Genomic DNA, 13,546 nt, shown 5'->3' with positions numbered 1-13,546 from the left:
CATTCATTCAACATTTCACTATTTTCTAAAAAAAGTGATATAATAATACTTCCTAAAATATGAAGGTGGAGTTTATATGCGAAACAAAAAAATTACCATTTCAATATCCATTGTACTGTTCACTATTATATTCATAACCATTTTAACTCTATTAAAACCTATTAACAATACGTTAACATTGAGCAATAATTACTCTACATCTATTGTGGCACCTGGTTACTCTGTTTCATTACTAAATACAGAAGAAAATTATTCCTATGGTATAAAAGATGAGATATACCATATAAACATATCCTCCAAATGGAAACAAGTTGGAACTGCTACAATTACATTACGTATCGTACCGAATGGAGATGTGTTTCACTTTATCCATTTAGTCTCATCAGGAAGAAATGAAATTGCTCTACATGTAAAACAACCTTTTGAAGCAAATCGATATACATTTTATGATTTTGGAGAACATTTTGAAGAGAACGATATTCATGATCCAAAAGTCGGTACAGACCCAGCAACAAATTCAATCGGTTACTTAGAATTCCAGGAAAATGACTATGTTTCAGGAAGTGTCTTCCTTGGTAGAGAGTATGAATTCAGGTCTCTTACGCATACATATGAGGAGAAAAACTTAACGAGTTATATTAAAGAGTTTATTGCAGAGAAAAAACAGTTTGAAATGTCTGTTAACGAAAAAGAGCACTATTTAAACGTAATAACTTCTGCAAAAGATAGTGAGAGTGAAATGTGGTACGTAGTAAGTGGTGAAGCATTGTTTTCAACACAAGAAGATCTTGCTAGAGCGGAAGAAATCGGAAAAGATGAATTCAAATGGCTAACACCATCAGCTGTATATAATAAGGGTCCATGGTCCATCAGACCAGAAACAAAGATGGGATTTTTACGTTCCCTTGTACGTACAAGTAGCAGACAGTCACTATTGGCACTTGAAGAAACGGATAGCCGCTTTTTCGAATCAATAAATTGGAACGCATTTTTAATGTTAAATGAAATACGTAATCCAGATGGATTATGGTATACAAATTATACTAGTACTTGGTTAGAAAGGAACTATGGTATTCCGACTAATTATGTAGATTCTAGACATAATGACAATATTTTTAGAGCACAAGAACGAAGAGCCTTATTATTAGGTATTACAGGATTTGAGGATGATTATAAGATTTATGCTGACTTCCTTGTAAAACAATTCAATGATAACAAAATTATGAAAACTTCTGATGGTGCTTTTATCGTAGATTATTTTTCAGAGTATAGCGATGACTTACCACATGTTTCCTTAAACCATGCTTTGAGTATTATGAATTACCTATATTTCTCTTACAAAAAATCAAGGAATGAACAGTATTTAAATGTAGCTGACGAAATATTACAGGCTATAATTGATACAAATGTCGAATGGATAACAGAAGATGGAGATTTGTATTATCAAAGGAACCACGATGGTACTTATGAGGGTGGCGATTATCCAAGAGTAACTTATTATGACTTACTTTACACCAGAACATTACTTAAAGAAATCAAGGACGTTTCCGTTATAGAAATAGATAATCTTATCAAAACAAAAGAAGCATTTCTACGTGATAATGGAATTCCTTTCGAAATAGACATAACCTTAATTGAAAAACTTATAGGTATTATAGAGTAAAAATGGGGACGGGGTTCGTTTCACAATTCCACTAAATGTGGAATGTGAACTGGAACCCCGTCCCCGTTTTTCACTCACCTATATGGAATGTGAAACGTAACCCCGTCCCCATTTCACAACATTAGTTCCTACCGTTTCCTTTTCCGTTGCCAGGTTTACCAGGGCCAGGGTTTCCGCCGTCATCGTCGCCGTTGCCTGGGTCTGTTGTGCCGTTACCATTTATGGCATTCATTGCTCTTACTAGTCCGTTACCGAAATGGTTTGCATCACCTAAGTTTAGTGCAGTAGCGTTCAAACGCTCGCGAAGCTCTACATTCGATAAACCAGGATTCGCTGCCCAAACAAGCGCTGCTACTCCAGCTACGTGTGGAGATGCCATTGACGTACCGTTGTAAGATGCATAGTTATTTCCTGGAGTTGTACTATAAACCGCTACACCTGGAGCGGCAATTTCAACAGCAGGTCCTGTGCTGGAGAAGCTCGCACGATTATTGTTACTATCTACTGCCGCTACTGCGATAACTGAGTCGTACTTAGCTGGGTATCCAACCGTATCTCCTCTACCGTTGGAACGCCCTTCATTTCCAGCCGCAGCTACAACTAAAACCCCTGAATTGTACGCAATATTACACCATTGCTCTAAAATGGAAGACCCTTGTGATCCACCTAAACTCATATTAATAATGTCCATCCCATTTTGAACAGCCCACTCAATCCCTTGTGCAATACCAGCATAAGAACCACTTCCGCTGTTGTTTAACACTTTTACAGCATATAGTTCTGCATTATATGCAACACCTAACACACCAGTATTATTGTTTAGTGCTGCAACTGTTCCAGCTACGTGCGTACCATGACCATTTGCATCGTAGTAAGGATCGTTGTTGGCGCTATCCGTGAAAACAGAATGGCCCCCTCTAACATTTAAATCTAAATGATTTCGATCAATACCAGTATCTAAAACAGCCACCTTTATCCCACTGCCAGTATGTCCACTAGCATGTGCTTCAGTCGCTTGAACATGCGTCACACCCCAAGGCACCGTTTGCGCATATGCTCTTGCTTCAAAGTTAGGCTCAACCGCTTTAATGTGCGGATTATTTAGCAATGCGTTTGCTTGTTGTTCAGTCATTTTCACTAGATTAACAGGTAATAGATTGTAAGTATGAAGAACATCGCTATCTTTCACACCAAACGCTTTTAATATTCCTGGATTCACATTGTCATGGAACTGTACGAGGAACTCCTGCTTTCCTCCATTGCCTTGTGCACTAATATTCATGGGTGCCAATAACGCAAATATTAGTACCCCCATCACAAACATAGATAAAAACTTTTTCAAATGTATCTCCTCCTTTTTCAGCATAGTATTAGTATACGGTTTGTTTTCTGAAAAATGAGATAATTCACACTTTCCCAAGTTACTGAGAAAATGGACAATTAACCATGGTTTTAACTTCTTGTTTGGGAAAGTGGCCAACACGCACATTTTCGTTCCTTTGGCTCATGAAAAATAGGGACACGGTACGTTTCTCACAAAACGAGAAACGTACCATGTCCCCAATTACAATTTATCTCTTTGGTGCAGCTTCATCCCCGAAGAAGAAACGGGCTACGTCCATTTCCCCTTTGTTTTTAAGGTGTTAGCAAGTGCTTCTTGAAGGAGTGGCGAACGATCGTACTCAACACTTTTCATGTCAATGACGCCATTTGTAATAGTCATATAATGAGCTTTTTTACAAGGATGATCGTCCGTTCGGCGGTATGAAACACTGCCAGGGTTCATCCATAATTCGTTGTTACTAAGGTAATGAATGTTTTTTCGGTGAGTGTGGCCAATAGGTGAAGTTGAACTTCATAAAGTCTATGAAGTTCTTTTGTAGAGAGTTGTTTCCTGACTTTTCTTCGCGTTGGCTTATACTTTTGTTCCATCGATAAGGAAAGGCCCCCTAGAACAGAAAATTGTTTTTTGGGGGCCTCTTCCATTTAAATTAACTTGGTTTCCAACCCCGTCCCGATTTCACATTAATAGCTTGGTGATGGTGTTTCGTAGTTCTTTTAGGTTGATTGGTTTGGTTAGATAGTCGGTGCAGCCGTGATTTAGTAGGTCTTCTTTTGTTAGTTCGTTTGATTCTGCACTTATTATTAATACAGGTATCGTTTTAGTTGCTTCTAGTCTTTTTAACTCTAACAGCACGTCTTTGCCATTTGTATCTGGCAAACCTAAATCTAGCAAAATTAAATCTGGTTTTTGCTCGATCGCCTTTTGGAGTCCCGACTTTCCTGACGTTTCAAAGAATAGAGAAATAAAATCTAATGTTCCTAACATTTCCCTCATTAACGTAATGTTTTCCGGCTGATCTTCAATATATAAAACTACCTTTTGGGCCGACTGGCTAGGGTCTTTCTTTTTCTCAGACAAAAGGGTTGATTCGCATTGTTTGAAGGACACCCAGAATGTAGCACCTTCCGCTTCATTATTAAAGGCGCCAAACTCGCCATTCATTTTTTGCGATAGATTCGCTACGATCGCAAGTCCGAGGCCTGTTCCTTTCCATTTGAGCATGTTTCGCTCACTTCGGTAAAAAGGTTCAAACAATCGGTCCATTTCGTGATCAGGCAAGCCAATCCCCGTGTCTCTGACAGAAATTTTAATAGAGCCAGTGGCGTTCTCTTTTTTCACAGAAATTTTTATCAATCCGTCCGGACGATTATATTTGATAGCGTTCACTAGTAGGTTTTGGATGATTTGCTTCAGCCTCATTTCATCCGCTTCTAAAAACAAGTCATGATCTGCGTTTTCTACTGTAATTTGGACATTTGGATTATCTATTTTAGAAATGGTATGGATACATTCGTGAAGGAAAGACTCGACGTGTATCGGCTTCATATTTATTTTAATATTCCCTCCACCTATAGCTGAATAATCTAGCAGTTCTTCTATTAAATCTAGCAAATGGTAGGAGGAGCCGTGGATATGATTCAACATATTATACTGTTTCGAACTTTTGTTATGCAGCTCCAACAATATTTGCGTATATCCTAATATAGTATTTAGCGGTGTTCGTAAGTCATGGCTTATTTGCGATAAGAAAATAGTTTTCATTTGATTGGCATTTTCGGCGTTTTGTTTCGCTAGTCTTAAGTATTCCTCTTCTTCTTTGTGGTATTTATTTTCTATTAATAACTCTTCGTTCTTTTTTTTCAACGATTCAAATTCGTCGACAATTTTTGTTAATCGAATGGTTTCTTCTGTGGCCATGGTCATGTTCGTTAAATGTTTATGGTTATAAAGAGGTGATGGCGTGATTTTTTCATCTAACATAAAGTAGTTGTGGAACTTCAACAGTTCGTTTTGTAGAAAAGAAGTCGTCGTTAAGGTATTATAGCAGCACACGGAGATGACGCTTTTCCCTTCAAAAAACTGATCACAATTACATTCATAATCCACTAAATCTCTAATGGATTTTTCATAAACGATTACATGCCCCCACGTTCTGATGGTTGGGTATGTTGGTAATATATCTTGAAATAATTTCTTTACGTTTTCCGTTCCTTTGACAGCATCAAATCCATCGCTAGAATAAAATTCATCATGGTCAACAAAAATAAGCAAACGCATTTGCTCAGGCGTGAAATCGGTCAACTCTTGTAACATATTTTGATAGAATTCTTTACACTCGCCTAATAGAATCGCATGTCCTTTCGCAATCCCTTCCCGAATAAACGCGACGGCATTTTGAAAATACTTGTCGGGTTCGTCAAACATATATAAGATATGAGCTCCTCGGTTTATTGACGAGCTATTCGTAAGGTCGCTAAGATTCATCGTTACATCTTCCACAATGACCATTTCGCTAGTTCTCAACATATTTGCCCCCATGTGTAAAGCTGTATTTAGGCTCATTATACCATGTGAAGTGGGCATGTGAAGTGGGGACGGGGTTTGGTTCTCATTTTTTTTATGATAAATAAACCCCGTCCCCATTTCACACTCGAGCAGCAACTCGTACTCTATATATTTCAAATACTGTCCCGTAAATAATGGCTACTAGAAACATAGATGCTACCATATCTAGAATGACATGTTGTTTTATAAAGAGGGTTGATAATATGATTAGACTACCCATCACATGGATAAAGTAAGTATTCCACTTATGTTTATTTTTAATATGGAAAGAAGCTAGCATAATAGCGTAAGTTGTTAACACGTGAATACTTGGAAAACAGTTTACCGGACGGTCATGTGCGTAAATGTATTTTACTAACATTTCGAAAAAGCCATTTCCTTGGATGGTCGGCCTTGGTACTGTTGTTTGAAAGAAGAAGTATATGACAAAGCAAATTAGTTCCCCAACAACAATTGTAATGAGCGTTTTCACATATACATCGGTGTCTTTAAAACAAAAATACACTAAGTAGCCGAAAATAAAAGCATACCAAATGATATAAGGAATAATAAAGGCTGTAATAAACGGGATTTCTTGATCAATTGGCAACGGTATTTGTGTTGCTGTTCTTGGGTGTTCGTTCAATATTGTATAAATAACACCTAATATAGGCATGACAAGCAATAATAATAAATAGGGTAATTTCTTTTTTATAGTTTTCACAAATTTCACACTCCGTCGAATCAGGGACAAACTACTATGAAATAGCCCCTTTTTTTCAAGTAATCTATGAAAAAAGAATACTCACAATATATTCGACGAAAGATACACTGAAATGGTTCAAATTGTTACTAAATTTTCAATATGAACTGAAAAATGGTGGAGTTTTTAGTTTTCAACCGTGGACCAAAAAAAGTGGTTACGATATTGTAAATAGGAATGAGAGAAAACAAGTACGGAAGTATGCCCCCCGTACTCAACTTTACCTTTATGTTGTCATTTTTTCTTTTTCTCTTTTCAAGAAGGTGTTATACAACGTTTTAAGTGTCGCACCATCTAACTCAATTTCATTTTCGTATGCATATTTTACTGCGTAACCTAGAGATAGTGTCATTGCACCTGCAATACTAGCACCTGCAATAGAACCAGCCCCAGGAACTAGCTTTACTACTTGTCGGAAAATGCTTTTTCCAATATTACCAGTAAGCGTTGCGATAGCTAATTCTTTTGCGCGATCTTTTGTTAAAGGCTTCTCATATAACGACGCTAACTTTACCATAAGTCCCACTTGTACACCAGTAAGCGGTATTATATCAGATCCAGGAATCGGTGCTGCACCTATTGCAGTAGCTGTAGTTGCTGCCCCTACAATCCATTTGTTCGCAATTGACGATTTCTCTTTGATGAGCCTGGCAAATTGTAAATCTTTCTCTTTAGTATGCAGAATATCTAAGATTGCTTTGCGAAGCATATCAATATTCTCACCCGTCTTAGAAGAAATAGGTGTGACTTTATATTCGTACTTTGTATTTGTTTGAATATAATGAACTAAACCTTGAATATTCTCAGCGGCATCTATTTTATTTAATACAATAATAATATTCTTGTTAACCTTACTTACCTTATCTAACATTTTCTTTTCACCATCGGATAGAACAGTTCCTGCAGCATTCAAGAAAAATAAAATAACATCTGCCTCTTTATAAAACTTTAATGTTTCTTCCGAGTTATTATGGTTAATGTCATCCAATCCAGGCGTGTCAACAAATACAATCTTTTCTTTATATTTGTATTTCTTTATTGCAACAGTTTCACCAGGAGCAGCGCCGACAGATGCCACCTCATCTCCTATTAACTTATTAATAGTAGACGATTTCCCTGCATTAACATCCCCAATCATGGCAAATAATATTTCTCTCTCAAGCTGGTCATTTACCTTTCTCATTTCTTCGTCATAGACCGTATCAAATTCTTTTTCATCAAATTGAATCATAAATTTACACCCCTTATCCTTAAATGGGAATATGTTTAAATACAAAGTAACATTTGTTGAAACTGGTAATTAAACGTAATTTCCCCATATCTGTTTCTAATAACCGACATTCGACTTCATAATACAAATTTACTATTAAACAAGCATTAATTATGTCGAATTTTGTAAGTAAACAGAAATTTTTGTATTTTATATGGGACTTCGGTTAAATCTACTTATTTTCAACTGTGCAGTTTAGAGTAAATGAACCCCGTTCCGCATTTTACACTCTCTCTTCACATATATTAGTCGTAAAAAAGTGAAAAGGGGAATGGGATGTTACTAGTAGCGGGAAGGCAATTGCAACAGGATAATTTGGTGAACTTAGGTCGGGTGGAAAGAGACATTGTACAATTAATGATTGCCGCTCCCGACAGGCTCACGTATCCTTCTATGAGGGAGTTAATGTTTGAGTTACAAACTCGCATAAATATTATGGATGCTGCAAGGGAAATGAGTGAAGGCGAAGCGGCGTTTACGACGTTTGAGTATCACCGGGCCAATCCAGCTTACTGGAGTTTAACCCATACTGGAGGGTTTCAGTTAAGGCGTGGTGTTAGCCCAGCTGATGCGATTACAGATATTTTTCGAAACAGCTCTCAGTATGCGTTTGAATGTGCTACGGCTGTGGTGATTATTTTTTATTATGGTGTGTTGAAGAGTATTGGCAAGCATTCGTTTGATATGCTTTTTCAAAATCTTTATTTATATAGCTGGCATACAGATCCTGACCTTGATTTATATACAACGTATGCGGATTATTTTTTTCCTGGGGATGTGGTGTATTTTAACAACCCTGACTTTCATCCGAATACGTCTTGGTATCGAGGGGAAAATGCGGTTGTGATGACGGAAGGGATGTTTTTTGGGCATGGATTTGGGATTATGACTGGGAGAGAAATGATTGATTTTCTTAATACGCAACGGTTTCCTGGAAGCACTCGACCTGCATATTTGACGAGTTTAGTTACAAAAATCTCTTCAGGTACGATTCAACGGTTGGCGAATTTACCGGCGAATGCTATGGCGCTTAGGAAATCGCCGAGACCACTTGTGCATCATAATAGGTGCTCGATTTGTATCATTGAGCATCAACATTATTGTAGTAAAAAGGATTAAAAGTGTAGTAATAGTTTAAAACCGAGACATACACCCATTTTTCATATAGACAGGTTCAACTTTCGACTAGGTGAGTATAATGTGTAGTGTAAATAACCTAACCCGAAAGGAAGTATGAAATATGTATGCAAACGTAAATGCAGCGCCTATGGTTGCTGGTGTGAATATGCCCCCAATGGTAGCTGGAGTTTCTGATATGCCTTTTGCACCTGCTTATGGATATGGATACGGTGGTCAAACACATTCTGGTTTCGGTAACAGCTTCTTATTAATCGTAGTATTGTTTATTCTTTTAATCATCGTAGGATGCAGCTTTCCTAAGTGCTAATGTGAACTGGGGACGGGGTTTGATTTCACATTCCCCAATCCCGTACGAAAGATCGAAAAGACGGTGTAGCTAGTTCTTGGATGAACTGGCTGCACTGTTTTTTTATGAGCAGTGAATCGTGGGGTCTGACACCTTGGTGCATGAGAGTGCCATTTTGGGCTGCCCCTCTGTATACTAAATGTAATTTCGCTGATAATACTGTTAAATCGCCGATATCTTATCGTTTTCGCTGATTGGGCTCTAGCTCTCGCCGATTAGTTGTTCATTTTCGCCGATTGAAGCTTGACTTTCGCCGATAAACATTTCATTTTCGCTGATTAAACAAAATTTCGAAGGTATTTTCACAAAAAAAATGACCTAATCGCGTTAATCCAACCCCGTCTCCGCTCTCTCACCTTTACAAAAAGTCATCACAACTTGATTATCATCATTTAATATGACGATGTCTGCGTCTTTGCCTACTTTTATGCTTCCTTTGCGATCAAATATTCCGAGTTGTTTTGCTGGGTTTTCTGATGCCATTTTCACTGCCTCTCGAAGCGAATATCCCGTCCATTTCATGACATTCCTTACCGCCTCATCCATTCTCAGCAAACTACCAGCTAGTGTTCCATCAGCTAATAGGGCAGTACCTGCTTTTACCGTTACCGCTTGTCCTCCTAGGTCAAAAACACCGTCCGGCAGGCCTTTTGCTCGCATCGAGTCTGTAATGAGTAGGACATTTTCTACTCCCTTAGCAGCTATTGTTGCTTTTACGACTTGCGGATGAACGTGAATTCCATCGCAAATGATTTCGACTTTTAACTCTTCCATAGAAAGTGCCGCTCCCACAACACCAGGCTCGCGGTGATGAAGCCCACTCATTTGATTAAATAAATGCGTGACATGCTTCGCTCCAGCTTCAACAGCTTCTTCTACTTTTTCAAAACTGGCTTCTGTATGTCCGATCGAAACGATTATTCCTTGCGAAGAGGCTACACGAACAAGATTGATTCCATTCGGTAATTCAGGAGCTACCGTTATCACTATCAACCAACCACCAGCTGCTTCGTTAAAAAGTTGAAAAGCTTCAATAGTAGGTTCCACAATATGTTCGATTGGTTGTGCTCCCGCTTTCGATGGGGAAATAAAAGGACCTTCTAGATGAATACCAATTATCTCTGCTTGACCACCGTTTTGCGATTGCTCTTCTTGATACTGTGCAACCTTTTTTAAAGCTTTAATAATTTTTTCAGGTTTCTGCGTGATGGTTGTTGGCAAAAAGGCTGTAGTTCCTTCGTAAGGTAAAGACGTACACATTGTGCGAAGAGCTTCCTCTGTCGCGTCCATCATGTCTGCCCCGTTCACTCCGTGTATATGTATGTCAATAAAACCTGGGATAGCCTTATAGTCACTGTGAGAGGAAAAGTCATAGGTTATCAAATCTTCATCAATGGTAGAAAACGTACCCGTTCCTGTCTCAAAAATTTTCCCATCCTTTAGAACAACGTAACCGTTTAGAATGGTCGTTTCTTCTTCGACTATTGTCAATCCTTTAAGTAAGGCTGTACAGTACACATGATAACCTCCTTTGAGAAACGGGGACGGGGTTCGTTTTCTCATTAATTTTTGTCCCAATGCGAAATCAACCCCCGTCCCCACTTCACACCCACTTTACACTCAAATCTCTTTCAATTTCCAATTAATATCTTTTAAGTCAAAATCTTTATAGCCGTTTGATTTTCCCCAAGTCTTCATATGTTCAAGATCTGGGTGGTTAGGAGTTGATATGATATGAAAGAATTCTTCATATCCTCTCTCACCTCCAACATCTTCAGGAGGTGTGTTTCCAGTCCCACCTATACATTTTGGATAATTATGCTCATAATTATCTACTTCTCTCACCACTTCAATAATGTGATTCCAGTCATCCCCAAAATCATAACGATAGACAATTTTTGCAGGAAGGTAATCGGCTAGTCTTTCTCCGGTCTCCATCTTTTTTGAAATGTTATCTTCATAAGCAAACATTTCTTCATCACATATCAACGACACTATCGGCTTCAAACTATAGAAAAAGGCTTCCTCCGGAAAAACAGTATCCGGTGGATAAATGTTAAACTCATGTAAATGATAATCTTGCCAACCGAAAGCTGCCTGCATTACTTCATGAAGTTTATCAAAAGTAATCTGTTTCGGCACCATTAAAGTTCTCGATACATCGTAGTTCTTCAAAGCTAGCTTAACGTTAAGTTCTAATGCACATGTCTCAAAAATAGACTTACCAGCAAACGCCTCTAATGATTTGTACAACTCAATATTCGGAGTGATGTACTGCCCATTTCCGTTTCCCGCTAATAGCTTACTAATCCTCTTACTAATGTCCACTTGAATAACCGCATCTGGTTTTAGAAAACTTTGAAAAGCATAGACATTCTCACAAGCCTTATTTAGCCTCGCTACACAAGTTCGATCTTTTGTTTTAGAAGAAATAATGTCTGGCGCCTTAGCTAAATAATCCTCAATAACATCTTCCTTTATGTACTCCGCTCGAAGCGTTTCACGAATGGCTTGCTGAAACAAAGAACCTAGATTTTTAAGTTCTTTTGCCTTCAGGTTGTCCAAAACAAGTGCATAACGGGAAATGTCATGGACAAATACCACAATCTTCCGTCGTCCTTCTTTCAACACATTCACATGCCACGCATGCACCTGATTTACTTCTACCGGTGTGATATCTGGCTTTATTTTCAACTCATCTAACATCTTTTTCGTACACTGCAAAAGCATCTGCTACTCAGCCTCCAAAACCTAACATTCTATCCTTTATACTAGCAGAATTGCTATGCAAGATAAACGGGGACGGGGTTTGTTTCTCATTTTTCTAAAATGTGAAACAAACCCCGTCCCCATTTCACATCCAAAAAAATGAAACATTTTTCCACACAGCGTCGTCAAACTACTGTTTAATGGGCATAAGGGGGGATTTTGTGGGGGCGGTTGACAAGAGGCTTATGCTAGAACAGCTGATGAATGATTACGGCGATCAGTTGACTAGATTAGCTTATTCCTATGTAAAAGATACAGAGATAGCTAAAGACTTAGTACAAAATACGTTTGTGAAATGCTTTTTGAACATAGATACATTCAAACATAACTCTACAATTAAAACATGGCTATACCGTATCACGATAAATGAATGCAAAGACTACATAAAAAGTTGGGACTACAAGAAAGTGAAAGTTTTAGACATTTTCCAAAGCCACACGAAAAAAAGCCAGTCTGCTGAGGAAATTGTAATGGATAAGACGGAGAGGAAAGAAATCCAAAACTCTATTTTTCGCCTACCAATGAAATACAGGGAAATTATCTTTCTCTATTATTTTGAAGAAATGACAATGGAAGAAATTTCGTCATTGACTGAACTGTCGATTAACACAATCAAAACTAGATTAAGAAGAGGAAAAATGTTGTTGAAGCAGAAGTTAGAAAGGAGGGGAATTTATGAACAATAAGGAAAAGGATAGCATATTTGAAGAATTTGACTCTATACACTTTGATGCAGCAGATAGAGAAAAAGTGTACGAGAAAATTAACGAACAAACGAAGAAACAGAAATCGTCGCGATATTTTTCATTATTAAAACCTTTCTTCTGGACAACAACTTTCGGAATCGTGACAGCTATGTTATTACTATCTTTCCTACCTCCTACTAATCTTTCACATAATCAAGATAACATCCCCACTGAACCGATTGAACAAGTGGTAGATGAACCAAATGAATCTACAATGGGACTGTTAGTCATTTCTATCCATGAAAAAAATGAAGTTTCGTATGCTCCTTTAACCGTTCTGTTTTCTTATATGGAACAATCTGGTACGCTAACTCTTGCTTTAGTCCCTGGTAACCTTTCCGTCCCTGTCTACGACCGACATGGTAAACCAATTCTTATAACAGAAGCTTATAAAGCTTACACGAAAGATAATGGAATGGAGGGTCTGCAGCGAACATATGAAAAGCTGTTGGATAGACCGATTGATTTTATATATGAAATGGAACTAGAGAAGTTTATGGATGCTGTAGATAAGGTAGGGGAAGCTCCTTTTGCCTTTGACGACATGCGCCTTCTTGAAAGGAGACTCCCTTCCATTAACTCTGAATTTTATCCATACTCGAATACCTTTTCTATAGGTGGATATGTTTTCTCCACGCTAACAACTAATACATTATACGGTTTAGATGGCAGTTTTAGGAATGAGGTTGTAGAAGACCAATATCATGTCTTAAGTGTTGTATTTGAGGAAATTTTTCTAGATTACACAACAACGACTATGAGACATCAAGTAAAAGAGGTTGAGAAAATAGAAACTGTATTTCTCACTGAATGGATAGCGGAGCATGGCGGGGAATTAAGGTTTTATATGCTGAATAAAGACGGTGAGGATTACTTGAAAGAACAGTTTAGAAAATAATGCACTGAAGGGTCAGACACCTTGATGCATGAATGCGTCGCGGTGTCTGACCCCTTGGCACA

10 protein-coding genes and 1 pseudogene are annotated in these 13,546 nt (G+C 38.0%); 5 read left to right on the top strand and 6 right to left on the bottom strand.

The window, feature by feature from the left end; translation table 11 throughout:
* Positions 1-76: 76 nt before the first annotated feature.
* Positions 77-1,663: a hypothetical protein gene (locus CDZ89_RS02355; RefSeq protein WP_100333135.1), complete on the top strand. Its 1,587-nt coding sequence runs from the start codon at positions 77-79 to the stop codon at positions 1,661-1,663.
* 121 nt (positions 1,664-1,784) lie between these two features.
* Here the strand turns inward: CDZ89_RS02355 and CDZ89_RS02350 are convergent, their stop codons facing one another.
* The 4 genes from CDZ89_RS02350 to CDZ89_RS02335 form a co-directional block, all read right to left on the bottom strand.
* Complete coding sequence (locus tag CDZ89_RS02350; RefSeq protein WP_319830023.1) at positions 1,785-3,005, bottom strand: S8 family peptidase; 1,221 nt, start codon at positions 3,003-3,005, stop codon at positions 1,785-1,787.
* A 678-nt stretch (positions 3,006-3,683) separates the two neighbouring features.
* Positions 3,684-5,534 carry an ATP-binding protein gene (locus CDZ89_RS02345; RefSeq protein ID WP_198508217.1) on the bottom strand — a complete coding sequence of 617 codons (1,851 nt, stop codon included), beginning with the start codon at positions 5,532-5,534 and terminating at the stop codon, positions 3,684-3,686.
* Positions 5,535-5,652: 118 nt separating this feature from the next.
* Positions 5,653-6,276: a phosphatase PAP2 family protein gene (locus CDZ89_RS02340; RefSeq protein WP_227521425.1), complete on the bottom strand. Its 624-nt coding sequence runs from the start codon at positions 6,274-6,276 to the stop codon at positions 5,653-5,655.
* 265 nt (positions 6,277-6,541) lie between these two features.
* Positions 6,542-7,546 (bottom strand): GTPase, encoded by a 1,005-nt coding sequence (locus tag CDZ89_RS02335; RefSeq protein ID WP_100333133.1) that lies wholly within the window; start codon positions 7,544-7,546, stop codon positions 6,542-6,544.
* A 315-nt stretch (positions 7,547-7,861) separates the two neighbouring features.
* On the opposite strand from CDZ89_RS02335, the gene CDZ89_RS02330 reads away from it, so the two are divergent.
* On the top strand, positions 7,862-8,704 hold the full coding sequence (locus tag CDZ89_RS02330; protein ID WP_100333132.1) for a protein-glutamine gamma-glutamyltransferase: 843 nt from the start codon (positions 7,862-7,864) through the stop codon (positions 8,702-8,704).
* Between the two features lie 253 nt (positions 8,705-8,957).
* Positions 8,958-9,032: pseudogene (locus CDZ89_RS20425) on the top strand (YjcZ family sporulation protein); the annotation flags it as partial.
* Positions 9,033-9,398: 366 nt separating this feature from the next.
* Here the strand turns inward: CDZ89_RS20425 and nagA are convergent.
* Together nagA and CDZ89_RS02315 are read right to left on the bottom strand one after the other, a co-directional pair.
* Entirely contained in the window at positions 9,399-10,589 is a 1,191-nt protein-coding gene (gene nagA, locus CDZ89_RS02320; RefSeq protein WP_227521424.1) for an N-acetylglucosamine-6-phosphate deacetylase, read from the bottom strand.
* Positions 10,590-10,691: 102 nt separating this feature from the next.
* Entirely contained in the window at positions 10,692-11,801 is a 1,110-nt protein-coding gene (locus CDZ89_RS02315) for a plasmid pRiA4b ORF-3 family protein (RefSeq protein ID WP_100333131.1), read from the bottom strand.
* A gap of 200 nt (positions 11,802-12,001) precedes the next feature.
* Between CDZ89_RS02315 and CDZ89_RS02310 the strand changes: the two genes are divergently transcribed.
* Both CDZ89_RS02310 and CDZ89_RS02305 read left to right on the top strand, forming a co-directional pair.
* On the top strand, positions 12,002-12,526 hold the full coding sequence (locus CDZ89_RS02310; RefSeq protein ID WP_096156517.1) for a sigma-70 family RNA polymerase sigma factor: 525 nt from the start codon (positions 12,002-12,004) through the stop codon (positions 12,524-12,526).
* Positions 12,516-13,484: a hypothetical protein gene (locus CDZ89_RS02305; protein WP_100333130.1), complete on the top strand. Its 969-nt coding sequence runs from the start codon at positions 12,516-12,518 to the stop codon at positions 13,482-13,484. The genes CDZ89_RS02310 and CDZ89_RS02305 overlap by 11 nt, the downstream gene beginning before the upstream one ends.
* The last annotated feature ends 62 nt before the right edge of the window (positions 13,485-13,546 follow it).

The sequence above is a fragment of the Bacillus alkalisoli genome (assembly GCF_002797415.1).
Classification (GTDB): Bacteria; Bacillota; Bacilli; order Bacillales; family Bacillaceae_I; genus Bacillus_CD; species Bacillus_CD alkalisoli.
The sequence above is the reverse complement of the archived record's forward strand: the minus strand, read 5'-3'. Positions and strand labels throughout refer to the sequence as shown.

Excerpts from the sequence above, each read along its gene's own strand:
- CDZ89_RS02335 (WP_100333133.1), bottom strand. The coding sequence starts at position 7,546 with ATGATTCAATTTGATGAAAAAGAATTTGATACGGTCTATGACGAAGAA.
- CDZ89_RS02345 (WP_198508217.1), bottom strand. The coding sequence starts at position 5,534 with ATGTTGAGAACTAGCGAAATGGTCATTGTGGAAGATGTAACGATGAAT.
- CDZ89_RS02315 (WP_100333131.1), bottom strand. The coding sequence starts at position 11,801 with ATGCTTTTGCAGTGTACGAAAAAGATGTTAGATGAGTTGAAAATAAAG.
- CDZ89_RS02305 (WP_100333130.1), top strand. The coding sequence starts at position 12,516 with ATGAACAATAAGGAAAAGGATAGCATATTTGAAGAATTTGACTCTATA.
- CDZ89_RS02330 (WP_100333132.1), top strand. The coding sequence starts at position 7,862 with ATGTTACTAGTAGCGGGAAGGCAATTGCAACAGGATAATTTGGTGAAC.
- CDZ89_RS02355 (WP_100333135.1), top strand. The coding sequence starts at position 77 with ATGCGAAACAAAAAAATTACCATTTCAATATCCATTGTACTGTTCACT.